Consider the following 25,087-nt stretch of genomic DNA (forward strand, 5'->3'; position numbering starts at 1 on the left):
ACCGGCAGACCGAGGACCAAGAAACTGAGGGCCGGGAGACCGGGACATGACCGCGGCTCTCGCTCTCCTCGGGTACCTGGCGGCGGTGGGCCTCGCCGCGCCCTACGTGCTGCTGCGCAGCCGGTGGCCGCACCGGGCTCCCGCTCTGGCGGCGGCGGTGTGGCACGTCCTGGCGCTCTCGTTCTCGACCGGGGTCGCCCTCCTCGCCTACTGCCTCGCCGCGCCGACCGAGCACATGCACGCGAGTCTGGTGGGGCTGCTGCACTCCTGCGGGCTGAACGTGGGCGCGGGGCGGGCCGATCCCGACACGGCACACCAACTCGCCGTCGCGCTGCCGACCGCCCTGGTCGTCGCGCTGGCCGCCGGTTTCGCCCGCCATCTCCTGCTGGCCCGCCGGACCCGGACGAGGCACCGGGAGGCCGTGGACCTCGTGGGCCGCCACTCGGACCTGCTCCGCGCCACCGTCCTGCCGTACGGCACGCCCGCCGCGTACTGCCTGCCCGGCCGCCGGCCCCGGATCGTGGTCAGCGACGCGGCGGTACGCCGGCTGACGCCCGCGCAACTCGCCGCCGTACTGGCACACGAGCAGGCGCACATCGCGGGCCGTCACCACCTGCCGCTCGCCGCCGCGGAGGCGTTCCACTCGGTGTTCCGGCGGCTTCCGCTGGCCCGGCACGCCCGGGAGCAGACGGCGCTCCTGCTGGAGATGGTCGCGGACGACCGCGTACTGCGCGGCCACTCCCACGAGGCGCTGGCCACCGCGATGTACGAGATGGCCGCGGCCCGCACCCCGAAGGGCGCGTTCGCGGCGGGCGGCCACACGGTCCTGATCCGCCTGCGGCGCGTACTGGGTCCGCGCGAGGCCGCGCACCCCGCGCTGTGGGGATCGGTCGCCGTCGGGTCCGCGGCGGTTCCGCTGCTGCCGCTGCTGGTCGCCTGCGCACCGGGCCTCGGCTGACGGTTCCGCGCCGCGCCCCCCGCGCCACCGCGTCCCCACGCCACGGCGTGCCCGTGCGGCGTTCAGCCGATCCGTACGCCCCACATGAACGGCATGCCGCTCCGCGCGATCGACTCGTACCGCACCTGCGCGCCGGGCTTCGGCGCGTGGAGGATCTGCCCGTTCCCTGCGTAGAAGCCGACGTGACTGAGGTCGGTACGCATGATGATGAGGTCCCCGGGCTTCATCTCGCCCAGGGAGTTGATCCGGGTGCCGACCTCGGCCTGGGCCTGCGACGTACGGGGGATGGACACCCCGGCCTGGTTGAACGCCCAGGAGGTGAGTCCGCTGCAGTCGAAGGAGTTCGGGCCCGTCGCCCCCCACACGTACGGCATACCGACCCGGCTCTTGGCCGCCTCGAAAGCCTGGGCGGCCCGCTGCGAGGCACTCGCCTGGTTGCCCAGCTCGACCCGCTCGCTGGACCGGTTGGCGCGCTCCTCCTCCGCGGCCCGTTCCGCCCGTTCCTTCGCGGTCATGGTGTTGAGGAGCCGCTGAGCCTCGGCGAGCTTGCCCTGGATCTCCGTCTTCCGGTCGGCGAGTTCCTCGCGGGTCTCCTTGAGATCCTTGAGCTTGTCCGCGGCCTGGCTGCGCCGCTGCTCCAGATCGCGCTGCTGCGACCGGTACTCCTCGAGCGAGGCGACCTGGCGGGCACTCAACTGGTCAAGGGCCGAGGCGCGTTCGAGGTAGCTGTCCGGATCGGATGTGAGCAGCAGCTGCAGCGAGGGGTCGAGGCCGCCGGTCCGGTACTGCGCGGCGGCTATGGAGCCGAGCCGGTTCCGCAGTTCGTTGAGTCCGCTCTGCTTGCGGGCGGCGCTGTCCTGGAGGGCGTCCACCTGCTCCTGGAGCTGCCCGGCCTTCTCCTTCGCCCCGTTGTACTTCTCGGTGGCCTGCGTGGCCTCCTCGTACAGGCGGTCGACCTGCGCCTGGACCCCCTTCTTGTTGGGGTCCGGCAGCGGATCGGCCGAAGCCGACTGCGTCGAGAGGGCGACGGCCGCCGCCGCGGTGGCGGTGAGCACGGACGCGTACGCCTGGCCGGCCTGCTTGGGACGACGGTGGGACGCCACTGAGGCGGTCTCCTTCTTCCTCGGCCGCCCGGCCCCGCCCGCTCGGCGCGGCGACGGCACCTCCGACAACGGCGCCTCCGGCGTCACGCTGGACGGGTGAACGACCGCACGGAGGTGCGACTATTTATACTACACAGCTTAGTTGTTTAGTTCCTCGGGCCGGAAAGCATTGCCCCATATACCCCTCCCCCGTATGCTCACCGGCACCGAACGGAAGGAAGGGCCCCATGGGTGTCGAGGGTTTCGCGGCGGACGGTTACGAAGACGTACGCCGGGTCTTCCGACAACTGGTGGACAGCGGGCTGGAGACCGGGGCGGGTCTGTCGGTCTGGCGTGAGGGCCGCGAAGTCGTCCGGCTGAGCGCGGGGTGGGCCGATGCCGGACGGAGCCGTCCGTGGCGCGATGACACCCTGGTCATGCCGTACTCCCTGTCGAAGACGTTCGTCACGCTCGCCGCTCTGGTCGCGGTGCGCGACGGCGCGCTCGAACTGGACCGGCCGATCGCCGCGTACTGGAAGGAGTACGGCGTCCGGGGCAAGGAACGGACGACCCTGCGTCACGTGCTCACCCACCGGGCGGGGCAGCCACGTTTCCCGGCCGAGGCAGCGGGCCTCGATCTGCTGGACGACGCCGGGCTGCGGGACAGCTTGGCGCGGGCGGCGCCGGAATACGTTCCCGGCACGTCGCTCGGAGAGCACGCGTTGACCTACGGCCACTTGGTTGACGGAATCATGCGTGCGGCCGCCGGTACGACGCTGGGGGCGATGTTCAACGATGTCGTACGGCCCGCGCTGGGCCTGGACGGCTGGTTCGGGGTACCGGACCGCGAGTTGGACCGTGTCGCGGACCTCGAGTACGCGGACCCCGGCTGGCCGCGGCGGTTGCACGCCGCACCCTGGCTGGGCATACCCGTCGGCGCCCTGGATCCGGAGCGGACGAACTCCCGGGCCTGGCGGCAGTCGGTGTTCGGCGCGGTCAACATGTACACCACGGCGAGCGCGACGGCGGCGTTCTTCTCCCGTCTCACCAGCGAGGACGGCCCCGTACACCAACTGCTGGGGCCGCGGCTGCACACCGAACTCCTGACGCCCCAGGTCACCGATTTCGACGAGGTCTTCGGCACCCGCCTCACCTGGACGCTGGGCTTCGTACGGGACAAGGGAAAGATCGCCAAGGGCGGTATCGGCGGCTCCGCGGCCTGGTGGTCGCGGCGGCACCGGCACGCCTGCGCCTACCTCACCCGCAGACTGGACGACCACTCCCGCGCGGCTCGCATCGCGACAGCCCTGGGCGACGACCTGACCGTGGTCGGCGAGGACTGAGCGTCCGCCGTTCGCCCGAGGCCGGCCCCGCGCGGAGCACCCCTCCTCCGGCCGGCTCGGTGAGCGAGGAGGGTCGAGGACAGCGCAGTCGACCGGACTCCACGAGGTCAGTGGCCGCACGCCACCAGCAGAGGAAGCAGCGGCGCCGTCGCGGTGGCCGCCAGCACGCCCAGCCGCGTCAGGCGACGCGGCCGGGGCTGCGGGGCGAGGATCCGGCCCAGCCGGATCAGGGCACCGGCCCCGCCGGCGCCGAGCGCCGCCCGCGGGACCCGGCCGGCGGCCACGGCGTACATCGCGGTGGCCAGCGTCTCCCGCGCGTGGGACCGCAGGGCACGGTCGTCCGCGATCATCTCCACCAGCAGCGCCGTCTGTTCCTCGGCATGACGGGCGAGCGGCAGCCCGGGGAAGGCCCGGGAGAACGCGTCGGTCCACAGGCGGGGCAGGTGGTGTCTGCCCCGGAGGTGCGCGCGCTCGTGCTCCAGAACGGCCCGCAACTGCTCCTCGGACAGGACGTCCAGAGCACCCCGCGTGACGACGACCCGGCGGTAACGGCCGGGCAGGCAGTAGACGGCCGGGACATGGTGGTCGACGACGGTCGCGCCGTGCTCAGGTGCCGGTTCGCCGACGAGCGCGAGCAGGTCGAGGTGGCGCAGCCGTGCCCGGTGCGCCCGCCAGGCACAGCGCGCCAGGCGTACGACAGGCAGCAGCACGACCGCCGCGGCGGCGACGGGCGCCGGGGTGTCGCTCAGGGTGGGCACCGCCCCGCCCACCGTGGCGTCGGCCGCGAGACCGCAGAGCGTGAGCAGCCCCACGAGGCCGGCGTGCGCGTGCTGTTCGGTGAGCACCAGGTGGTACACCGCCAGCATGGTGGCCACCACGAACGTCACCATCAGGCCCTGCCAGGCGAGGACCGAGAGAACCGGAGAGCGGTGGGTCCACCGCGCCCGGGACAGCGGGGCCGGCACCACGGCGCCCGCCAGAAAGGCGTATACGGCCAGGACCACGGTCGTGATCACGATTCGCTCCGCGTCCTGACCGTTCGAAGGGCCGAGCGCAGGGCGTCCGTCTCCTCCGGCGTCATCCGTTCCAGAAAGCTGACGAGAGTGCCAGCCGGGTCCGGATTGCCCCCCAGGGCCTCCCGCATCAGGGCAGCTGTGTACTGCTGGCGCGTGCAAGTGGGCTCGTACACCCAGGCCCGGCCCTCCTTGTGCCGCTTGAGCATGCCCTTGCCATGGAGGATGTCGGCCACGGTCTTGACGGAACTGTAGGAGAGCGGGCGCTGCTTGTTGATGTCCCGCAGCACGTCCCGCGCGGTAGCCGGACGCCCCCAGGCCCACAGGCGGTGCATGATCTCCGCCTCCAGATCACCCAGCCGACGCACGACCCCTCCCCTCCCCCTCGGAGGCCGACCGCTCCGGCATCCGTGAAGGCCCATCGTAAATCGAGGGCGGGTCGCATACGCCGGAGTTCCTGGAGGCGAAGCGGGCGGCACCGGTCGGGACGACCACCGCGCGCACGCAAGCCGCCGGTCAGCGTGTTGAAACGACGCGGGCGACGACGGCCCCGGCCCCTCGCCGCCCCCACGGAGGCGTTGTCCGGACAGGTACGTACGGATCCGCACGCCCGCCGGAACAACTGCCAAACAACTTAGTAGTATGGCGCTCGACGGCCGTTCACCGTGCGGACCCCCACGCCGCCCGGATGTGCCGTCGGGCAACAGATCCAGCGTGACCGGTGACGGGAATTCGGGTGAAGGCGAGCCGATACGTACGCGCAGCAGGCGGCCTCGGGCACCTGCTGCTCGTCGTGGTGCTCGCTCTGGGTGTCTTCGCGATGCACAGCACGGGGCATCCGAGTGACGCGTCCGGCTCCACCATGAGCGCCACGTCCCATGCGTCGACGACGGACGCGGCCGAGACGGCCCACGATCCCATGGGCGTTCCCGCCGTCCCCGGCACGGGCGGTCGCACCACGGATCCGGCGGACCGCGCGGTCACGCCTCCTCCCGCGATGGCCATGGACATGCTCTCGCTGTGCGTGGCCGTCCTGTTCGCCGCGTGGGGACTCAGTGCGCTCCTCACGTCGGCGTTCGCCCGCCGCCAGAACTGGTCGGCGAGTCTTCTCGCCGGGGTGGCCGCCGTACCGCGGCCCGACCCTCCGCCATGCGGACCCGATCTCACCCGTTTGTCAGTGCTGCGGCTGTAGGCCGAACCGCTCTCGCGGGCGCGCACACCACGCGCGCTCCCGCGGCTTCGCGCACGCCGGAACAGCCATCAGGACCGACACACAAGGTGAACCAACCATGACTTCCTTCACGCGCGCCCCGCGCCACAAGCACTCCCGCCGCATCGCCGCGGCGAGCGTCGTCACCGCGGGCGTACTGTTCCTCGCCGCCTGCGGCGGTGACGGCGACGACATGAGCGGTATGGACCACGGCAGCGGCAAGAGCTCGGAGCCGGCATCGGCGCCGGCGACCGCCGACGCCGGCTCCGGGGACTTCAACGACGCGGACGTCGCCTTCGCGCAGATGATGATCCCGCACCACGAACAGGCCCTCGACATGGCCCGGCTGGCCGACGGCCGCGCCTCCGACGCGGAGATCAAGGACCTCGCCGGGAAGATCGAAAAGGCCCAGGACCCCGAGATCAGGACGATGAGCGGCTGGCTGAAGTCCTGGAATCAGCCGACCGCGGCGGAGTCCACGCCCGGCACGGACCACGGCGGCATGGACCACGGCGGCGACGGCATGATGTCCGAATCGGACATGGACGAACTCAAGGCCATGAAGGGCACCGAGTTCGACAAGATGTTCGCCCAGATGATGATCGACCACCACAACGGCGCGATCACCATGGCCAAGGACCAGCAGAAGAACGGCAAGAACGCCGACGCCGTGAAGATGGCCGGCGCCATCGCCACGGGCCAGTCCACCGAGGTCGAGCAGCTCCGGGGCAGCCTCGACCGGCTCTGAGCCCCATCGACGCGCCGCACGTCCGGCTCGCGTCGCACCCCACCGGCCGCCTGGGCCCCGCCACGCCCGCCCCCCGGAGTTCCGCACCACGGGGCCCGGGCGGCCCGCCTTCCTGCCCCAACAGCTCCGCTCCACCGCCGGCGTCGGCCCCGTGACGCTCGCGGCACCGCGCCCGACGCCGGTCGCGTCCCGCCCGGTCCATCACGCGACGACCGCGGGCCGCGACCCGGCACGGTCGGTGGACCGAGCGCCACCCCGATAAGAGGAATCTCTTCGTGACCAGCATCGACCGCCGCTCCGTCCTGCTCGCCGGACTGAGCGCGGCGACGACCGGCCTGCTCGCCGCCTGCCAGAGCAACCGCCCGAACACTCCCTCCCTCCTCAGCCCCACCGGCTCCCAGGTCGCCCGCACCGAGAAACTGCGAGGTGGCACGGGCACGGTGCACCGCCTCGGCCTGACCGCCGCCCCCGCCACCCTCGAACTGGGCGGCGGCACCACGGTCAGGTCCTGGGCCTACAACGGCCAGGCCCCCGGCAAGGAGATCCGGATATCCGCCGGCGACACCCTCGCGGCCGAGCTGTCCAATCGGCTGCCGGCCAGGACCACGACATCCATCCACTGGCACGGCCTGGCGCTGCGCTGCGACATGGACGGGGTTCCCCCCGTCACACAGACCGCCGTGCCGAGCGGAGCAGGATTCACGTACCGGTTCATCGCGGACACACCCGGCACGTACTTCTTCCATCCGCACGTGGGCGTCCAGCTCGACCGCGGTCTGTACGCCCCGCTCATCGTCGAGGACCCCGACGAGCCGCTGTCGTACGACGACGAGTGGGTCGTCGTCCTCGACGACTGGCTGGACGGCGTGGCCGGTACACCCGAGGACGCCTTCGCCGAACTCAGGCAGGGCATGGCCGGAACCGGCACTGGCGGTTCCGGCGATTCCTCCGGTCACGACATGGGACACATGGGCGAGATGAACGCGTCACCGACCGCTCCCGCGCCCTCCGACAGCGGGATGCCCATGGGGTACATGCTCATGGGCGCCACCAGCGAGTTGCTCGGCGGCGACGCGGGCGACGTGAAGTACCCGTACCACCTGGTCAACGGGCGAGTGCCGACCGACCCGGCCGTCTACACCGGCAAGCCCGGCCGGCGCGTCCGGCTGCGCGTCATCAACGCGGGCGGCGACACCGCCTACCGGGTGGCGCTCGGCGGCCACAGGCTGACCATCACCCACACCGACGGCTACCCCGTCGAACACCGGCAGGCCGACGGCCTCCTGATCGGCATGGGCGAGCGATACGACGTTCTCGTCACCCTCGGCGACGGCGTCTTCCCGCTCGTCGCCCTCGCCGAAGGCAAGAACGCCGGCGGCATGGCCCTCGTGCGCACCGGACCGGGTCGCACGCCCGAGCCGACAGTGCGCCCCGCCGAACTGGACGGCATGATCATGGGCGCCTCGCGACTGCGCGCGGCCGACGGCGTACGGCTGGAGGCGAGGAAGCCCGACCGGGTCCACCGCGTCGAACTGACCGGCGGCATGGGCGCGTACGACTGGGCCATCAACGGCAAGCGGTTCGACATGGCTCTCCCGACCGCGAACCCGCTCCTGGTCGAGGAGGGCCAGCGTGTCCGGCTCGACTTCGTCAACAGCACCGACATGTGGCACCCGATGCATCTGCACGGCCATACCTACCAACTCGGCGCCACCGGCCCGCGCAAGGACACCACCATCGTGCTGCCGAGGAAGCAGGTGTCCGTCGTCTTCGACGCCGACAACCCCGGCCAGTGGATGCTGCACTGCCACAACGCCTACCACGGTGAGGCCGGGATGATGGCGCTCCTCGCCTACCAGGCCTGACCAACCGCGCACGAGCCGCACGCGCACGTCGCCGAAGGCCCCTCACACAACCGACGGCCCCAGGTCGACGTGGCCGGTCCTCGATGCTCGCGGCAGCATTGGCCGGACGGGCCGCACCCCCCGGGATCACTCACCCTGGGCAGCGTCCCTGCCCACCGCCGATGAATTCGTCCAACAACGAGGAGAGCCGGTTGCCCCCGTACCACGCCCCCATCGCCCTGGACGAGGATTTCTTTTCAGATCCGCATGCCTCCTACACGACCCTGCGGCGCAAAGGCGGCGTCCATCGGGCCGTCACCCAGGACGGCGCCCCGCTCTTCCTCGTCACTGGTTACCGGGAGGTGCGCGAGGCAGCCGTGAGTCCCTCCCTCTCACTCAACAAGTGCCATGCCCGGAGTGTCGGCAGGGACGGAAGCTCCATGCCACCCGAGCTCGATGCCCATCTCCTCAATACGGACCCGCCGGCCCACACCCGCCTACGACGCCTGGTGAACAGCACGTTCACACCCCGCCGAACCGAACATCTCCGCACAGATATAGAGGAGATCACCGACCGGCTGCTGGACCGCATTTCTTCCCGTCGCCGCGCAGATGTCATGACCGAATTCGCCATGCCCTTGTCGATGGAAGTCATCTGCCGCCTGCTGGGCATCCCCCAGGAGAAGCGGATCGACTTCCGAGCGTGGACCGACACCCTTCTCAGCCCTGCCGCCGGATCCGCTCCCCAGTCACGCGAGGCGATGCGGCGCATGCATCGCTTCCTGATCACACTCATCGAAGTCAAACGCGAAGAACCTGGCGACGATCTCCTGTCCGCACTGATCCTCGCCCATGACGAAGAAGATCGTCTCACTGCCGACGAGCTGGTGGCCATGGCCTTTTTACTGCTCTTCGGCGGTTACCACAACACCGCGAGCCTGATCGCCACCAGCGCGATGGCGCTGCTCAGCAACGCGAACCACCTTTCCGCCTTTCGTTCCGGTGACCTGACCACGCACGCGGTAACGGAAGAGGCATTGCGCTGGAATCCGCCTGCGATGCTGGCAGCCCGGCGTTTCGCCACACGGAAAATCCACATCGGAGACGTCCCGGTCGTTTCCGGCGACCGGATCTGGCTGTCCTGGGCGGCAGCGAATCGCGACCCGGAGCGTTTCGAGCGACCGGAGACATTCGACCCTCACCGGGAGAACAACACCCATCTCTCCTTCGGCCACGGACTCCATTACTGTCCCGGAGCATCCCTCGCCCGCCTGGAGAACAGCATCGCCGTGGCCTCCCTGACGAACAGGTTCCCCGCGTTGTCGCTGGTCGATCAACCCGGCGATCTGCGGTGGGTCGCTTCTCCTCGAAGCCGCAGCCTCAACGAACTGCGCGTGGACCTCTGAACGCGTGATGGTGTTTCGCCGTTGTGACCGCATTGGCGACTCCTTTCGGCGACCCGTCAACCGTTTGCTCAGACGGGAATTTCAGTGATGCTGAGGGCGAAGTCCAAGTTCCCCACCCCGTGGTTGGCGAGGCCCACCGTGACCACGCCCGCTCCTTCCAGCCAGTGCGCCATTTTCAGGCCGCCAACGTCCAGCGGGCGCATGTCGAGGCTCTCGATGAACGCCTCCACACTTGCCTTGGCCTGCGCATTGTCGCCGGCGATGAAGACGTCGGGCCGCCCCTTCTCCAGGACATGACGGAAAATGGTGTTGAACGCCTTCACCACCCTGGCGCCGGCCGGGGCGGCCTTGGCGACTTCCTGGGCGATCGAGGTCTCCTCGCGGTGGGCCAGCCCGTCGAACATGGAATTGAAGGGGTTGCTGATGTCGACGATGACCTTGCCCGCGAGAGCGTCTCCGTACTCGGCTATGACCGGCACGACACCGTCGTACAACAGGGCCAGGATGACGATGTCCCCGGCCGGGGCGGTGCCCCATTCCCCCGTCGTGGCGCCGCCGCCGAGGGCCTTGGCCAGGTCAGCGGCCTTGGGCTGATCGCGGCCCATGACCTCGACGGTGTTGCCGCCCGCTATCGCCCGCGCGCCGATGGTGCGGGCCATGTTCCCGGTGCCGATGATGCTGATGCTGCTCATGAGATGTCCTGCCCTGGTCGTGTGTTGTCCGCTTCAGATGGCGGTGGTGCCGCCGTCGGCGACGAGTTCCATGCCGTTGACGTAGCTGGAGTCGTCGGAGGCGAGGAAGAGGGCGGCGGTGGCGATTTCGTCGGGGCGGCCCATCTGGCCGCGGGGGATGAGGGACTCGAACTGGCGCTTGGTGGCCTCGTCGAAGAGTTCTTCCTGCTTGGCGGTGGCGACCTGGCCGGGGGTCAGGACGTTGACGCGGATGCGGCGGTCCTTGAGCTCGTTGAGCCAGATACGGGCCCAGGCCTGCTGGACGGCCTTGCTGCCGGCGTAGACGCTCCAGCCGGGGAAGGCGCCGAGGGAGGCGTTGGAGCCGGTCATGAGGATGGAGCCGCCGTCGTTGAAGAGCGGGAGGGCCTTCTGGACGGTGAACAGGGTGCCGCGGGCGTTGAGCCCGAACCAGGTGTCGAACTGGGCCTCGGTGATCTCGCCGAGCGGGGCGGGCTCGCCCCCGCCGGCGCTGGCCCACAGCACGTCGAGGCTTCCCTTCTCCCGCTTGACGGTGTCGTACAGGCGGTCCAGGTCGTCCAGGTCGGCGGCGTCGCCCTGGACGCCGGTGACGTTGCGGCCGATCTGCTTCACGGCCTCGTCCAGGGCGTCCTGGCGGCGGCCGGTGATGAAGACGTGCGCTCCCTCTTCGACGAACAGCTTCGCGCCTGCCAGCGCCATGCCGGTGGTGCCGCCGGTGATGACCGCTACCTTGCCGTCGAGCTTTCCCATGGTCGCTCCCTTGGGTCGGTGGTGCCGTGCGCACCTGGGACGACGGTGCTATGTACACCGCCCTGTGTGCTTACAGTACGGGGCGGGCGAGCAGGGCGCAAACTATGTACACCAGTCGTTACCTAGCTGCGGTACGGTGGACCCATGACGGAGTTGGAGAAGGGCCCCACGGGCCGCCGCCGCGGCCGGGGCGCACGCGAGCGCATCCTCAGCGCGTCCCAGCAGCTGTTCCGCGAGCAGGGCATCAACCGCACCGGCATGAACGAGCTCTGCGCGGCGGCCGAGGTGTCCAAGCGCACGGCCTACCAGCACTTCACCGGCAAGGACGAACTCGTCGCCGAGTACCTGCGCCGGTTCGACCCCTCCGTTCTGTCCGGCGTGTTCGACCGCACCGACCTCACGCCCCGCGAACGGCTTCTCGCCGCCTTCGACATCCCCCCCACCACCCCCCTGTGCCCCTACATCGGTGCCGCCGTCGAACTGAACGACCCCCAGCACCCCGCGTCCCAGTACGCACGCGAGTACAAGAAAGCCGTCGCCGCGCGGCTCGCCGACACCGCCCGCGAGGCCGGCGCCGCCGACCCTGAACAGCTCGGCGAACAGCTCGCGCTGCTCATCGACGGCGCCGCGGCCCGCTCCCGGGTCCTCAACACCGACGCCTTCCCCACCGCCGCCGCCATCGCCGCCGTCCTCATCGACAACGCCATCCCCGCCACAGCCGGCGATGACCGGCAACGGGAGGAAGCGTCAAGCTGACTTGGCACTCCGCGGACGGGCCGGACGCGCTACCGGTCACGCGGCCGCACCCGCCGGTACGCGACACCAGCCGCCCGGCACCTGGCCCGGACCGCTGGCTTTTACGGAACCGGCCGCCCGCCCGTTGAAAGCCGCAGCAGAAGGCGCCGGGGACACCAGCGCCCCCGAGGCCCCGCCGACATGGTCGGCCTGGCAGCTGCCGACGCCGCGCGCCGGGAAATGAGACCACGGACAGCGAGGCGCCACGCGCGCGTCGCCGTCGCCGCCTCCGCTGAACGGAAAAACCCAGCTCAGACACTGTCTGGGCTGGGTTTCCAGTGGAGCCCCCTGTCGGATTCGAACCGACGACCTACGCATTACAAGTGCGTTGCTCTGGCCGGCTGAGCTAAGGAGGCGTACCCCCAGCAGTGTAACCGGCCCCGATCACCGGACGGCCCGGGATTTCTTCCGTGCACGAGTACTGACAGATCACATCCGGACAGCTAGGGTCACCTCAAGTTCACCCAGGTGGACTAGACCCGTCCGCCGCGTTCCCGTGGCGGATCCTTCCTTTACTCGGATCGTCCGGCACGTTCCTGCCGGTGAGGGGACATATCGCCATGGCTACCGTTTCGTTCGACAAGGCCACCCGCGTCTACCCCGGCGGTGACAAGCCCGCCGTGGACCAGCTCGACATCGAGATCGCGGACGGCGAGTTCCTCGTCCTCGTCGGCCCTTCCGGCTGCGGCAAGTCGACGTCCCTGCGCATGCTCGCGGGTCTGGAGGACGTCAACGGCGGCGCCATCCGCATCGGCGACCGCGACGTCACGCACCTGCCGCCCAAGGACCGGGACATCGCCATGGTGTTCCAGAACTACGCGCTGTACCCGCACATGACCGTGGCCGACAACATGGGCTTCGCGCTCAAGATCGCCGGGGTCAACAAGGCGGACATCCGCAAGAAGGTCGAGGAGGCCGCGAAGATCCTCGACCTCACCGAGTACCTGGACCGCAAGCCGAAGGCGCTCTCCGGTGGTCAGCGGCAGCGGGTGGCGATGGGGCGGGCCATCGTGCGTGAGCCGCAGGTCTTCCTCATGGACGAGCCGCTGTCGAACCTCGACGCCAAGCTCCGTGTCTCCACCCGTACGCAGATCGCCTCCCTCCAGCGCCGGCTCGGCATCACCACGGTGTACGTGACCCACGACCAGGTCGAGGCCATGACCATGGGCGACCGGGTGGCCGTCCTCAAGGACGGGCTGCTCCAGCAGGTCGACTCGCCGCGCAACATGTACGACCGGCCGGCCAACCTCTTCGTCGCCGGCTTCATCGGCTCCCCGGCGATGAACCTGGTCGAGGTCCCGATCACCGACGGCGGCGTGAAGTTCGGCAACAGCGTCGTGCCCGTCTCGCGCGAGGCGCTGAGCGCCGCCTCCGGGAAGGGCGACAAGACCGTCACGGTCGGCGTCCGCCCCGAGCACTTCGACATCGTCGAGGAGGGCGGGACGAACGGCGCGCTCTCCAAGGACGCCCCGGCCGGCCTGGCCGTGACCGTCAACGTCGTCGAGGAACTGGGTGCCGACGGTTACGTCTACGGCACCGCCGAGGTCGGCAGCGAGACGAAGGACCTGGTCGTCCGCGTCAACGGCCGCTCCGTGCCCGAGAAGGGCGCCAAGCTGCACGTCGTCCCGCGCGCGGGCGAGACCCACGTCTTCTCCACCTCCACCGGCGAGCGGCTGACCGACTGACCCGCACCCGCACCGCCCGTGACACGGCCCCGCGCTGCAAGCCGCAAGCGCGGGGCCGTGCCCGTTGCCGGCCGTTCAACCCCGGCGCGTCAACACCCAATTCGAAAAAACCTCTCGAACCATCGCTCTTTCCGGTGACAAAATGTCGCCATATCATCACCGAGCGCTACGCTCGCCTGCGTGACCCACTCAGCCCGCCGTATCGGCCGAACTCTCGCTGCCGTCCTGCCCGTCGTCCTGGTGCTCTCCGGGACCCTCGCGGTAGCCCGCGTCCCGTGGGCGACCAGCAATGCCGAGTCGCAGATCCTGACCGCCTCGTCGGATACCGCCTCGGTCAGGGCCAAGTCCAAGGCCCGCGCGCCCCAGGACGTCCTGCGCGACCAGCTCCTCGTGGAACTGCAGCGGAAGGACCCGGGGATCGCGCTGACCCACCTCCAACGCGAGGTCGAGGAACGCCCGTCGCTCGCCCAGCACTGCGTCGCGATCGCCCGCGCCCTGGGCCGTGCCGCCGTGACCGCGTACGGGCCCACCCGGGCGCAGTCCTTCTCCCGGCCCGTGTGCGACACCGCGTTCGCGTACGGCGTCTCCCAGCAGGCCGCGGGCAGCTGAGCCGCGGGCACCCGGCGCCCGGCAGCCATCACCCGGCAGCCATCACCCGTCACCCGGCAGCCGGCACGAACCTGGCCGCGCCCCTGGCCACCCGCCCCGCCTATCGTTCACCGCATGCACTCGTATCCGACGCAGGCCGTGGTCCTGGCGGGCGGCCAGGGGTCGCGGCTGCGCCCGTACACCGACGACCGCCCCAAGCCGATGGTCGAGATCCCCGGCACGGGGACCCCGATCATCGGTCATCAGCTCGCCTGGCTCGCCGCCGAGGGCGTGACCGACGCCGTCGTCTCGTGCGGCCACCTCGCCGAAGTCCTCCAGGACTGGCTGTACTCGGCCGACCTCCCCCTGCGCGTCACCACCGTCGTGGAGCCCGAACCACTGGGGCGCGGCGGTGGTCTCAAGTACGCCGCCGCCCGGCTGCCCGAGCCCGAGCGTCCCTGGTACGCCACCAATGGCGACATCTGGACACGGTTCTCGCTGCGGGAGATGGCCGCGTTCCACCATGAGCGCGACGCGACCGCCACGCTCGCCCTCGCCCGGCCACGGATCCCCTGGGGAGCGGTGGAGACGGACGAGTTCGGGCACGTTCTCGACTTCATCGAGTCGCCTCCCTCGCCCTATCTGATCAATGCCGGCGTGTACGTCTTCTCCTCCGCCTTCGTCTCGCTGCTCCCGGACCGGGGCGACCACGAGCGGACCACCTTCCCGCGGCTGGCGCGCGAACGCCGCCTCGCCGGTTTCCCGTTGCCGCACGGTGCCTACTGGCGTGCCATCGACACCGCCAAGGACCTCACCGAAGCCGCCAAGGAACTGGCCTCGACCGGCACCTGACCCGGCCGGCACCCGATCCGGCCGGCACCCGACCCGATCAGCACCCGACCCGCCCCACGTACTCGCCCCACGTACTCCGCTCGGCCCGTCAGCCCAGCAGGCCCCCGATCGGGTTCCTGGCCTCGCCGCCGCCACCGCCCGAGGACGAGCCCGTACCGCTGTCGCCGTCGCCGCCCCCGAGGCCCCCGTCGCCCGAGCCGCCCGTCGAGGACGGCCCCTGGCCACTGGGCTCCGGCGGGGCCTGCTCGGCCGTCTGCGGAGGCTGCTGGACCGTGCCCTGGGTCTGGCTCGGCTGCCGCTGCTGCTGCGTCTGACCCGTACTGGCCGCGCCGCCCGTCTCCGGGACCGCCCCGCCGCCGGGCGTCGACTGCGGGGCCGTGGGGCTGCCCGACCGGGTCGCCGACGGCTCCGACCGCTCGGCGTCCGCGCCACGGGTGCTGTCCGGGGTCCCGGAGGCGCTGCCGCCGCCGTGCCCCGGCTTCTTGGGCAGCGGCATGCCGGGCAGCTGGTTGACCGGGTTCCCGTCCGGGCCCGGCACCGTCACCAGGTCCGAGGACCGTACGGCGCCGCCCAGCACCGAGCCGACCAGCAGCGTCAGGCCGATCACCACCGTCGCGACGATCGAACCGCGCCGCAGGACGCGCCGGCGCAGCTCCCAGATCTCGGAGCGCGGTCCGAGCGTGCGCCACGCCTCACCGGCGAGGCGGCCGTCCACCGAGTACACCGGCGCGCCCGCGATGACCAGCGGGGACCAGGCGGCGAGGTAGATGATGTCGGGCGCGTCGTACGCCGGTACGGTCCGCCAGCTGACGGTGAGGAGCAGCGCCGCCGACAGCAGCGCGCCGAACCCGGCGGCGACCCGCTGCCAGAGCCCGAGGATGGTCAGCACGCCGGCCACGATCTGGAGGAACGCGACGCTCAGGCCCGCGCCGACGGGGTGCGAGAGCGCGAAGTCCCGCAGCGGCTCCGCCAGTGCCCACGGGTGCAGCGACTGGAGCCACTTGACCATGGAGCCGCGCTCGCCGCCGTCGAAGTAGACGGGGTCGCAGAGCTTGCCCATGCCCGCGTAGACGGAGATGAAGCCGAGGAAGACGCGGAGCGGGAGCAGCACCACGCCGAGGTTCATGCGGCGGCCGGGGTAGTACGCGTGCCGGACGGAGTCCGCGCCGTGCCGCTGCGTACGGGGCCGGTCGTCGGCCTCGGCGTCGCCGTCGGTCTCCGGGTAGCGGTCCGCGTCGCGGTCGAACTCGTCGTCGCGGTCGAAGCCGCGGCCGGGGTACGGGTCGTCCCCGGCGCCGGTGCCGCCGGCCCCGTGGCCGTACGGCGGGCGCCCCGCCACCTCGGTGCCCTGCGTGTACGTCGTGTCGTACGCGCCGACGGCCTGCCGCATCGGCGGCAGCAGCGGGGCGGTCCGCGCGCCCGGCACGGCGGGGCGGGCGGGGGGCGGGACGGTGCCACCGGAGCGCGGGCTGCCGACGATGGGGGTGGGGACCGTGCTCTCGGCGTCGTCGAAGCCGATCCGGGGGATGACCTGCGTCGCGCCGGCCTCGTGCGTCAGGGCGGCGCCGGAACCGCCACGGGACGGGGCGCCCGCGGCCTGCGACTGCGAGCCGGCCCGGAAGCCCGCCGAGGAGTTCCGTACGGCCTGGAGCAGCCCGGACGCCGCGGGGTCGCCCGGCTCGGACTTCCCGCTCCAGACGACCGGGGCGCGGCGCCTGGCACCACCCCCGGCGCCGCGCAGGGCGGGGACGCGCGCCGTGTCCGCCCCGCGCGCGCCACGGGCGGGGCGAGCGGGGCCGGGGCGCTGGGGCGATGCGAGCTTCACCCGGAAGCTGGCGTGGTTCACGATGACCTGCGCGGGGTCGCAGTCCACTTTGAGCATGCTCAGCGGGGGCTGATCGTCGAACCCGGGCCGGGGCGTTCTGGTGTCCACACTCATCTAACCGAGTGACTTGTGTTTAGGACACTGCCTTGACGGCCGGGATCTGTCCGAGACCCGTCAAGATCGTTTGAGGCGCCGGAACAGCCGCCGCCCAGGCCCCGGACGGCCCCGCCGCGTCAGCGCCGCAGGCGTGCCGCCTCGTACAGCACGACGCCGGCCGCCACCCCGGCGTTCAGCGACTCCGCGCCGCCCGGCATCGGGATGCGCACCCGGATGTCGCACGTCTCGCCCACCAGCCGCGACAGCCCCCGGCCCTCGCTGCCGATCACGATCACGACGGGCCCGTCGAGCGCCGCCAGGTCACCGACCTCGGCCTCGCCGTCCGCCGCCAGGCCGACGACCGTGAGCCCGGCCTTCTGGTACGCCTCCAGGGCGCGGGTCAGGTTGGTGGCCCGCGCGACCGGCGTACGGGCCGCCGTACCCGCCGACGTCTTCCAGGCGCCGGCCGTCATCCCGGCGGCGCGCCGCTCCGGTACGACGACGCCGTGGCCGCCGAAGGCGGCGACGGAGCGGACGACGGCACCGAGGTTGCGCGGGTCGGTGACCCCGTCCAGCGCCACGATCAGCGGGTCCTCCCCGTCGTCGAGCGCGGCCGTCACCAGGTCGTCCGGGTGCGCGTACTCGTACGGCGGGACCTGGAGGACGAGCCCCTGGTGGTTCAGGCCGCCCGTCATCCGGTCCAGCTCGGGCCTGGGCGCCTCCATCAGGTGGATGCCGCCGCGCTCGGCCGCGAGCTGGAGCGCCTCGCGGACGCGCTCGTCGTTGTCGATGAACTGCTGGACGTACAGGGTCGTCGCCGGCACGCCGTCGCGCAGCGCCTCGAAGACCGGGTTGCGGCCCACGACCATCTCGCTGCTGCCCTTGCCGCCCCGCCGGGCGACCGGACGCCGCTGGGCCTGCTTCGCCTTGGCGTTGGCGACGCGGTTCTTGATGTGGCCCTTGCGGGCGGACGCCGGCGGCGTGGGGCCCTTGCCCTCCAGTCCGCGGCGCCGCTTGCCACCGCTACCGATCTGCGGGCCCTTCTTTTTGGACACGCTGCGGTTGTTGCGCTGGCTGTTCCCGGCCATGACCTACCTGTTTCGTTGCTTCTGATGCGCTGCTTCTGATGCGTCGCTGCTGACGGGTTGCTCGTGCCGCGTCGCTCGGTCCGACGGTTCTCGTGCCGGCGTCGCTCGTGCGGGTCGCTTCGGAAATCCGTGCGGGCCGTACGGCCCGTGTGCCCGCCGTACGGGCCCCGCACGCCGTACGCGCCCCCTACAGCGTACGGAACGGTCCCCGCGCGGGTGGCGCCGACGGCGGTGCCCCGGCGGGCGACGCGCCCGCGCCGGGGCACCGCGTCAGCCGCGCCGGAGCCGGCTCGCCGCGTCAGCGCGGCCCGAGCGTCCAGCGCGGCCCCGCCGGGCTGTCCTCGATGACCAGTCCCGACTGCTGGAGCTGGTCCCGGATGGCGTCCGCCGTGCCCCAGTCCCTGCGGGCCCGGGCGGCCTCGCGCTGGTCGAGCACCAGCCGTACGAGCGTGTCCACCACACCGTGCAGGTCGTCGCCCCGGTCGACCTCGCCCGCCCAGTGCCCGTCGAGCGGGTCCAGGCCGAGGACGCCGAGCATGGCCCGTACCTCCGCGAGCCGGGCCACGGCCGCTTCCTTGTCGTCCGCCGCCAGCGCCGAGTTTCCCTGCCGGACCGTGGTGTGGACGACCGCGAGGGCCTGCGGCACGCCCAGGTCGTCGTCCATGGCCTCGGCGAAGGCGGGCGGCACCTCGTCGGCGGGCGCGACGGCCTCCCCCGCCTTCTCCGTGACGCGCTGCGCGAAGCCCTCGATCCGGGCGAACGCGGACTCGGCCTCCCGCAGGGCCTCCTCGCTGTACTCGATCATCGAGCGGTAGTGCGGTGTGCCCAGGTAGTAGCGGAGCACGATGGGCCGCCAGTGCTTGACCATCTCGCTCACGAGCACCGAGTTGCCGAGCGACTTGGACATCTTCTCGCCGCTCATGGTGACCCAGGCGTTGTGCACCCAGTACCGGGCGAACTCGTCCCCGAACCCCTTGGCCTGCGCGATCTCGTTCTCGTGGTGCGGGAAGATCAGGTCCAGGCCGCCGCCGTGGATGTCGAAGGCCGGGCCCAGGTACTTGTGCGCCATGGCCGAGCACTCCAGGTGCCAGCCGGGCCGGCCGCGGCCCCACGGGGTCTCCCAGGACGGCTCGCCCGGCTTGGCGGCCTTCCACATCGCGAAGTCCCGCGGGTCGCGCTTGCCGGTCTCGCCCTCCCCGGACGGCTGGCGCATCTCGTCCAGGTCCTGGTTGGACAGCTCCAGGTAGCCGGGGAAGGAGCGGACGTCGAAGTAGACGTTGCCGTCGGCCTCGTACGCGTGTCCCCGCTCGATCAGGCCGCGCATCATCTCGATCATCTCGGTGATGTGGCCGGTGGCACGCGGTTCGTACGTGGGCGGCAGGCAGCCGAGGACGTCGTAACCGGCGTTGAACGCGCGCTCGTTCTCGTACCCGATGGCCCACCAGGGGCGCCCCTGGTCGCCGGACTTGCTGATGATCTTGTCGTCGATGTCCGTGACGTTGCGCACGAACGTCACGTCGTAGCCGCGGTACTCGAACCAGCGGCGCATGATGTCGAAGTTGAGTCCCGACCGGATGTGTCCGATGTGCGGGGCGGCCTGCACGGTGGCGCCACACAGGTAGATCGAGACACAGCCCGGCGTGAGCGGGGTGAAGTCACGGATCTGCCGGGCGCCGGTGTCGTACAGCCGAATAGTCACGCCACAAGGGTAGTGCGCTTCGGGCCGTGCCCCGTGCCCCTTGGGGGCACGGGGCACGGGTGCGTGCCGTTTACGCCGACTTGGTCCATTCGTCCGGCATATGCGCCCCGCCTGGCCAGGGGACGACGGGATTCCGGCGGCGCGGCGCACGACGGCGACCCCGTTCCGAGCCGGACCGGTCCGGTCCGGCTCGGAACGGCCCGGGGCTCGGACCGGTCGGCTCGGCCTGCGGGCCGGCCCGGACGAGGCCGGTCGGCTCAGATCCGGCCGACGACCTTGCGCGGCGTGATCCGTACGACCACGCGCGCCGCGTCCTCGCCCGAGGCCGGGTTGAACTCGGCGTACGGCTTGCCCGTGTACTTCAGGGACAGTTCGTCGATCAGCTCCTGGCCGCCGTCGGTGGTGAGGGTCGCGGAGCCGCGGATCTCGGCGTACGTGTACGGCGAGTCGGCCGGCTGGACGACCACCGACACCCTCGGGTCCCGGCGCAGGTTCTGCTCCTTGCGCCGGCCCACGGTGGTCGAGATCAGCAGGTCGTCGCCGTCCCGCTTGACCCACACCGGCGACACCTGGGGGCTGCCGTCGGGCTGGATGGTGGCGATGTCGACGAAGACGGGCCCGTCGAGGACTTCCTTGAGCTGGTCGGAGAGTGCGGCGGTCATGGGTGCCTGTGCCTTTCTGCCGGGAACTTCCTGGGACTGTCTGAACTGTCTGAACTGTCTGGGCTGTCTGGACTGTCTGGACCGGCCGCAACCGTCCGGCCCAGTGCCGCGACCGACTGTCCGGACTCGCTGGTCACTGTCCGGACTCGCTGTCACGGTCCGGACCTGCCGTGGCGGTCTGAACCGTCTGACCGGGGCACTGCCTCGGGCCGGGGCGACGGCCTCGCTTTCTTCCGGGTGCCGCCTCTTTCGGGTGGCGCGGTCAATGATCTCTCAGCGTTCCCTCACCCATGCCCGGCACCCGACGTTTTCAGGCCGCGCTGTCCGTGCGAACCACCAGCGCCGTCGCGATCGCCGCCAGCCCCTCGCCGCGCCCGGTGAAACCGAGCCCGTCGGAGGTGGCCGCCGAGACCGAGACCGGGGCGCCCACGGCACCGCTCAGGACCCTCTGCGCCTCGTCCCGGCGCCTGCCGATCTTCGGCCGCTTGCCGACGACCTGGACGGCCACGTTGCCGATGGTGAAGCCCGCGTCGCGCACGATCCGGGCCGCCTCCGTGAGGAGGGTGGTCCCCGAGGCGCCGGACCACTCGGGGCGTCCGGTGCCGAAGTGCGCGCCGAGGTCACCGAGCCCGGCGGCGGAGAACAGCGCGTTGCAGGCCGCGTGGGCGACGACGTCCGCGTCGGAGTGCCCGGCCAGGCCGGGCCCCTCGCCCTCCCAGAGCAGGCCGGCGCACCACAGTTCGCGGCCCTCCTCGAAGGCGTGGATGTCCGTGCCGATCCCGACCTGCGGCAGCGGGGGCGATGAGGGCTGCGGGGGCGGCGAGGTCTGCGGGGACGCGCTCCCGGCCCCGGCGGGTGCGCCGCCCGACCCGGTCGCCCCGGACCCGGGCCCGGTGGACCCCGGCCCGGTGGACGTGGACGTGTCAGAAGCCATCGTTGGCCCTCCTCCGGGCGAGAACCGCCTCCGCCAGTACCAGATCCAGCGGCCGGGTCACCTTGAACGCCTCCTCGTGGCCGGGCACCACCACGACGGGCGCGCCGAGGCGCTCGACCATGCCCGCGCAGTCCGTGGCGCCCTCGCCGACGGCCGTCACGGTCCGGTGCGCTCGTTCGAGCGTCTCCCGGTCGAAGCCCTGCGGGGTCTGGACGGCACGCAGCAGCGCCCTCTCCGGGGTCGCGACGACCGGCTCGGGCTCGCCCTTCCCGCGCGGTTCCACCTGCTTGACGGTGTCCGCGACCGGCAGCGCGGGCACCACGGCCGGCGCTCCGTCCCGGACGGCCTCAATCACCGCGTCCACCGTCTCCACCGGCACCAGCGGGCGGGCCGCGTCATGGACGAGTACGTCGGTGATGTCCTCGGGCAGCGCGTCGACACCGAGCCGTACGGACTCCTGACGGGTCTCACCACCGGGTACGACGAGGTAGTCGGTGCGCTCGGGCAGCGCGTGCTCGTCCAGGAGGATCTTGACCTGGGGTGCTCCGTCGGGCGGTGCGACCACGACGACGAGCGAGACGGCGCGGGAGGCGGCCATCGCCCGTACGGCGTGGATCAGCATCGGCGTGCCGCCCAGCGCGCGGAGCGCCTTGGGGGCGCCCGGGCCGAGCCGTACCCCCCGGCCCGCCGCGGGGATCACCGCGGCGGTGCGACGATGGCTGGCTGGGTCTGTCATCGGTTGTTCTCCGGCAGGTTTGTTTCCTCGGCCGACATGGGTATGGCCACAGCGTGCCGGGCGTGACGCCTTGACCGGACCCTTCCGTGACACGGTCGAGACGGGCCGCCCCGGCTCCCCGGTCCAGCACGGCTGGTGCCGGGGACGAAGGTATATGCGGCTGTCATGTAACACGACACGCGTGGCCGGAACGGCACGTACGCATGGCGACACGGGGACTGGGACGGGACTGGGCGGGGTACGCGAGGGCGTACGCGGCCGTTCGACCGCTTCGGCTTCGGCCTCGCCTCGGTTTTCGGTGTCGACGAAGTCGACGAACAAGACGTCGTGTGGGTGTGGCCGGGACGCGACCGCACCCAGGCGCGGGCAGGCTTCTTCCGGGCATGCCGCAGCGCCCGGCGACTCAGCCTTTCCCTCGGATGGCCGCCTGGCGCCTGAACTCGAAGCCTGAGCCGGGAGCCGGCGGTGGCGCGAGGGCGGGAGCTGGTCAGCGGGCACCACGGCATGTGCTGCGTTGTCCGGTTGCTGGTCCGGTCCGCGCTCCGACCGGGTGACCGGTCGGGTCGTCCCGACTGTTTCGTCGGGCTGTCTTCGTCGTCGGGGTGTTCCGTGTTCCGCGTCACGGCTGCTGCGCTGTTGTTCCGCCTCGTTCGTGCTGCGTCGTTTCCACGCTTCAGGTCTTCCACGCTTCAGGAGCAGGACGGACCGCAGGACGGCACCGCGTACGCGTACACGTCAGGACGCGAGAACCTCGTCGAGCAGAGCCTCGGCCTTGTCTTCGTTCGTGTTCTCCGCGAGGGCGAGCTCGCTGACGAGAATCTGCCGCGCTTTGGCGAGCATGCGCTTCTCACCGGCGGAGAGTCCGCGCTCGCGCTCACGACGCCACAGGTCACGCACCACTTCGGCGACCTTGATGACATCGCCCGAGGCGAGCTTCTCCAGATTTGCCTTGTAGCGACGGGACCAGTTCGTCGGCTCTTCGGCGTACGGCGCTCGCAGCACCTCGAAGACCCGGTCCAGCCCGTCCTGACCGACCACATCGCGCACGCCGACGAACTCCGCATTGTCCGCCGGTACACGCACCGTCAGGTCGCCCTGGGCGACCTTGAGCACCAAGTAGGTCTTGTCCACGCCTTTGATCTGGCGAGTTTCGATGGCCTCGATCAGCGCGGCCCCGTGATGGGGATAGACCACGGTGTCGCCAACCTTGAACGTCATGTGACAGGTACCCCTTCCGTGGCTATCCAGGGTAACACGAGAATGGGCACTTCTGAATGGCGTTTTCGCAGGTCAGGCCGTATCTCGGGGCTTGACAACAGCGACTGGAACGTGCTGCGGACGCCTTCCGGAGGGGGGTATTCGCAGGTCGGAGCCGCTGCGCGGGCGCCCCGAAACGCGCCCGTCACCCGCCGCGCGAGACCCCCCAGAAAGGGTGAACGTCCCGATTTGCCCGATTCGGTGCGCCGTACTTCCCCTACTCCGTTCGCATGTCGATCACGCATACGGTCGGAAGTGAGACGGATGCGGGACGGAAGTGCGGCGGAAGTCGTGCGGGATTCCGAATTTGATCACCGCGGGACGCGGCACGGTATTCGGAAGGAAAGTTTGTCGGCGGCGGAATTGATCACGTGGTTTATGTGAACGGCCCGCGAAACGTCCACGCGACGCGATACCGGCGGCCATGCGAGCGGGGTGGCGGCGAGGGTGCCGAGCGGGTCGGAAGCGGGGGCGCCGGCGAGCGGGGCGCCGGTCCGGGCGGCCTCGTGGGCGCGGGTCCGGGCGGGGCGCCCGCTCGATCCCGCGCGAGGCCCGTGCGGGTGCCGTTCGGGGCCCGTGCGGGTGGCGCGCGGGGCCCGTGCGGGTGGCGCGCGGGGCCCGTGCGGGTGGCGGCAACGGCGGCCCGGCCGGGGCCCGGAGCGAGGGTGCGGCGTATCGAGGCGGGTCGGGTGCGAGGCGTCCGAGGCGGCTCGGTAACCTGATGCCCGCTGATACCGCTTTTTGTTCCACCGTCAGCTGTCGGCGCGACCTCGGCCCGGACAGGACCTGGCCGGGCCCGTCCTGAACGGTTGCGCCGCAAACGCCCGAACGTCCGTACGTCCTAGGAGTTGCCGCCGCCGTGAGCCGCAGCCTTCGACGCGGCGCCCTCGCCGCCCCTGCCCTCGTGTTCTCACTCGCCTCGCTCACCGCGTGCGGCGCCGGCAACAACGCGCAGACGCTCGGCGTCAAGCCGGACCACGCCGCCACGTCCGTCGGGGACATCAGCATCCAGAACGCGACGGTGGTCACCCAGCCCGAGCCGAGCGCGGCGGGCCCGGCGGTCGTCACCGGCACGTTCTTCAACAGCGGCCGCAAGGCCCAGACGCTGGACTCCATCTCGCTGCCGGGCACCGGCGCCACGGTGAAGCTCAGCCCTGCCAAGGGCTCCGGCCCGATCACCGTGCCGGCCGGCGGCTCGGTCCAGCTCGGCGGCGAGGGGAACGCCTCCGCCGTGGTCGAGAAGGGCCGCGAGGCCGCGAGGGACGGGGACGCGCAGAAGGTCGTGTTCACGTTCAGCGAGACCGGCGACATCGACCTGCGGGCCTTCGTCATCCCCGCGACGGGCTACTTCAAGGGGGTCGGCCCGAGCTCGCTGCCGACCCCGTCCAGCTCCCCCGCCGGCTCGCCGGCGCCCGGCCAGACCGGCGCCGGGAGCGAGGAGCAGGCCGGTAACGAGGAGCAGGCCGGTAACGGGGACAAGCCGGGCCCGGGCTCGTCCCCGGATGCGGACCCGACCCCGCAGGACAACGCCGCGGGTGGCGAAGGCGAAGGCCACTGAGCCCCGTAACACGCGTAGACCGCTGTGGCGCCGCACCCGGGCAGGGTGAGGCGCCACAGCGGTCTCTACGGCTGCGCACTGCGTATGGGAGATGTACGGATGCGTGTCCGCGTCGGTACGCGGGCGAAGCGTACGGCGCGGGCGATGCGGGCGAGACGGAACGGCCTCCGGCAGGCGGCCCGGGAGATCCCGTGTCCCCGGCCCCGGTCCTGGCCTTGGTCGCGGCCTTGGTCGCGGCCTTGGCCCCG

The 25,087-nt window shown here is 71.4% G+C and carries 22 protein-coding genes, 1 tRNA gene and 1 pseudogene; 11 read left to right on the top strand and 13 right to left on the bottom strand.

Features of this window, described 5'->3' with window-relative positions:
- Window positions 1-46 precede the first annotated feature (46 nt).
- Entirely contained in the window at window positions 47-958 is a 912-nt protein-coding gene (locus IG02_RS0130875; protein WP_030755294.1) for a M56 family metallopeptidase, read from the top strand.
- 62 nt (window positions 959-1,020) lie between these two features.
- Here IG02_RS0130875 and IG02_RS0130880 read toward each other — a convergent pair whose 3' ends face one another.
- Window positions 1,021-2,061 (bottom strand): C40 family peptidase, encoded by a 1,041-nt coding sequence (locus tag IG02_RS0130880; RefSeq protein ID WP_030755297.1) that lies wholly within the window; start codon window positions 2,059-2,061, stop codon window positions 1,021-1,023.
- Window positions 2,062-2,288: 227 nt separating this feature from the next.
- On the opposite strand from IG02_RS0130880, the gene IG02_RS0130885 reads away from it, so the two are divergent.
- A complete protein-coding gene (locus IG02_RS0130885; RefSeq protein ID WP_030755299.1) occupies window positions 2,289-3,383 on the top strand; it encodes an EstA family serine hydrolase in 1,095 nt (364 codons plus the stop codon).
- Between the two features lie 107 nt (window positions 3,384-3,490).
- Here IG02_RS0130885 and IG02_RS0130890 read toward each other — a convergent pair whose 3' ends face one another.
- Window positions 3,491-4,399, bottom strand: a complete 909-nt coding sequence (locus IG02_RS0130890; protein WP_030755302.1) for a M56 family metallopeptidase — start codon at window positions 4,397-4,399, stop codon at window positions 3,491-3,493.
- On the bottom strand, window positions 4,396-4,764 hold the full coding sequence (locus tag IG02_RS0130895) for a BlaI/MecI/CopY family transcriptional regulator (protein WP_030755305.1): 369 nt from the start codon (window positions 4,762-4,764) through the stop codon (window positions 4,396-4,398). The genes IG02_RS0130890 and IG02_RS0130895 overlap by 4 nt, the downstream gene beginning before the upstream one ends.
- Window positions 4,765-5,132: 368 nt before the next feature.
- Between IG02_RS0130895 and IG02_RS0130900 the strand changes: the two genes are divergently transcribed.
- From IG02_RS0130900 to IG02_RS0130915, 4 genes are all read left to right on the top strand, one after another.
- Window positions 5,133-5,588, top strand: a complete 456-nt coding sequence (locus IG02_RS0130900) for a hypothetical protein (RefSeq protein ID WP_030755308.1) — start codon at window positions 5,133-5,135, stop codon at window positions 5,586-5,588.
- Between the two features lie 97 nt (window positions 5,589-5,685).
- Window positions 5,686-6,354 carry a DUF305 domain-containing protein gene (locus IG02_RS0130905; protein WP_030755311.1) on the top strand — a complete coding sequence of 223 codons (669 nt, stop codon included), beginning with the start codon at window positions 5,686-5,688 and terminating at the stop codon, window positions 6,352-6,354.
- 275 nt (window positions 6,355-6,629) lie between these two features.
- A complete protein-coding gene (locus IG02_RS0130910) occupies window positions 6,630-8,219 on the top strand; it encodes a multicopper oxidase family protein (RefSeq protein ID WP_030755315.1) in 1,590 nt (529 codons plus the stop codon).
- Window positions 8,220-8,380: 161 nt separating this feature from the next.
- Window positions 8,381-9,604, top strand: a complete 1,224-nt coding sequence (locus tag IG02_RS0130915) for a cytochrome P450 family protein (RefSeq protein WP_051765936.1) — start codon at window positions 8,381-8,383, stop codon at window positions 9,602-9,604.
- A gap of 68 nt (window positions 9,605-9,672) precedes the next feature.
- Here IG02_RS0130915 and IG02_RS0130920 read toward each other — a convergent pair whose 3' ends face one another.
- Both IG02_RS0130920 and IG02_RS0130925 read right to left on the bottom strand, forming a co-directional pair.
- Complete coding sequence (locus IG02_RS0130920) at window positions 9,673-10,296, bottom strand: NADPH-dependent F420 reductase (RefSeq protein WP_030755322.1); 624 nt, start codon at window positions 10,294-10,296, stop codon at window positions 9,673-9,675.
- A gap of 33 nt (window positions 10,297-10,329) precedes the next feature.
- Window positions 10,330-11,064, bottom strand: a complete 735-nt coding sequence (locus IG02_RS0130925) for an SDR family NAD(P)-dependent oxidoreductase (RefSeq protein ID WP_030755325.1) — start codon at window positions 11,062-11,064, stop codon at window positions 10,330-10,332.
- 144 nt (window positions 11,065-11,208) lie between these two features.
- On the opposite strand from IG02_RS0130925, the gene IG02_RS0130930 reads away from it, so the two are divergent.
- Window positions 11,209-11,820, top strand: coding sequence for a TetR/AcrR family transcriptional regulator (locus tag IG02_RS0130930; protein WP_030755328.1), 612 nt, complete (start codon window positions 11,209-11,211; stop codon window positions 11,818-11,820).
- 318 nt (window positions 11,821-12,138) lie between these two features.
- Here IG02_RS0130930 and IG02_RS0130935 read toward each other — a convergent pair.
- Window positions 12,139-12,215 (bottom strand) — tRNA-Thr (locus IG02_RS0130935).
- A gap of 204 nt (window positions 12,216-12,419) precedes the next feature.
- On the opposite strand from IG02_RS0130935, the gene IG02_RS0130940 reads away from it, so the two are divergent.
- The 3 genes from IG02_RS0130940 (at window position 12,420) to IG02_RS0130950 (ending at window position 14,984) form a co-directional block, all read left to right on the top strand.
- Window positions 12,420-13,544 carry an ABC transporter ATP-binding protein gene (locus tag IG02_RS0130940; RefSeq protein WP_030755332.1) on the top strand — a complete coding sequence of 375 codons (1,125 nt, stop codon included), beginning with the start codon at window positions 12,420-12,422 and terminating at the stop codon, window positions 13,542-13,544.
- A 180-nt stretch (window positions 13,545-13,724) separates the two neighbouring features.
- Window positions 13,725-14,153, top strand: a complete 429-nt coding sequence (locus IG02_RS0130945; protein WP_030755335.1) for a hypothetical protein — start codon at window positions 13,725-13,727, stop codon at window positions 14,151-14,153.
- A gap of 114 nt (window positions 14,154-14,267) precedes the next feature.
- Complete coding sequence (locus IG02_RS0130950; protein ID WP_030755339.1) at window positions 14,268-14,984, top strand: nucleotidyltransferase family protein; 717 nt, start codon at window positions 14,268-14,270, stop codon at window positions 14,982-14,984.
- Between the two features lie 88 nt (window positions 14,985-15,072).
- On the opposite strand, the gene IG02_RS0130955 is transcribed toward IG02_RS0130950, so the two are convergent.
- The 7 genes and pseudogenes from IG02_RS0130955 to IG02_RS0130985 all read right to left on the bottom strand — a co-directional run bounded on the left by IG02_RS0130955 (window position 15,073) and on the right by IG02_RS0130985 (window position 23,242).
- Window positions 15,073-16,923, bottom strand: coding sequence for a DoxX family protein (locus tag IG02_RS0130955; protein WP_234314976.1), 1,851 nt, complete (start codon window positions 16,921-16,923; stop codon window positions 15,073-15,075).
- A 119-nt stretch (window positions 16,924-17,042) separates the two neighbouring features.
- Complete coding sequence (gene rlmB, locus IG02_RS0130960; RefSeq protein ID WP_030755344.1) at window positions 17,043-17,993, bottom strand: 23S rRNA (guanosine(2251)-2'-O)-methyltransferase RlmB; 951 nt, start codon at window positions 17,991-17,993, stop codon at window positions 17,043-17,045.
- Window positions 17,994-18,291: 298 nt separating this feature from the next.
- Window positions 18,292-19,692 carry a cysteine--tRNA ligase gene (cysS, locus tag IG02_RS0130965; protein WP_030755347.1) on the bottom strand — a complete coding sequence of 467 codons (1,401 nt, stop codon included), beginning with the start codon at window positions 19,690-19,692 and terminating at the stop codon, window positions 18,292-18,294.
- A gap of 257 nt (window positions 19,693-19,949) precedes the next feature.
- Window positions 19,950-20,354, bottom strand: a complete 405-nt coding sequence (locus tag IG02_RS0130970) for a PPOX class F420-dependent oxidoreductase (protein WP_030755349.1) — start codon at window positions 20,352-20,354, stop codon at window positions 19,950-19,952.
- 310 nt (window positions 20,355-20,664) lie between these two features.
- Window positions 20,665-21,288 (bottom strand): 2-C-methyl-D-erythritol 2,4-cyclodiphosphate synthase, encoded by a 624-nt coding sequence (ispF, locus tag IG02_RS0130975; RefSeq protein WP_037804770.1) that lies wholly within the window; start codon window positions 21,286-21,288, stop codon window positions 20,665-20,667.
- Window positions 21,278-22,076, bottom strand: a pseudogene (gene ispD, locus IG02_RS0130980) (2-C-methyl-D-erythritol 4-phosphate cytidylyltransferase). The gene ispF and the pseudogene ispD overlap by 11 nt, the downstream one beginning before the upstream one ends.
- A 683-nt stretch (window positions 22,077-22,759) precedes the next feature.
- Window positions 22,760-23,242, bottom strand: coding sequence for a CarD family transcriptional regulator (locus IG02_RS0130985; RefSeq protein ID WP_003953493.1), 483 nt, complete (start codon window positions 23,240-23,242; stop codon window positions 22,760-22,762).
- A gap of 898 nt (window positions 23,243-24,140) precedes the next feature.
- Here IG02_RS0130985 and IG02_RS0130990 point away from each other — a divergent pair.
- Complete coding sequence (locus tag IG02_RS0130990; protein WP_030755358.1) at window positions 24,141-24,839, top strand: hypothetical protein; 699 nt, start codon at window positions 24,141-24,143, stop codon at window positions 24,837-24,839.
- Window positions 24,840-25,087 lie beyond the last annotated feature (248 nt).

This window comes from Streptomyces sp. NRRL F-5135, assembly GCF_000719775.1.
GTDB classification, from domain to species: domain Bacteria; phylum Actinomycetota; class Actinomycetes; order Streptomycetales; family Streptomycetaceae; genus Streptomyces; species Streptomyces hebeiensis.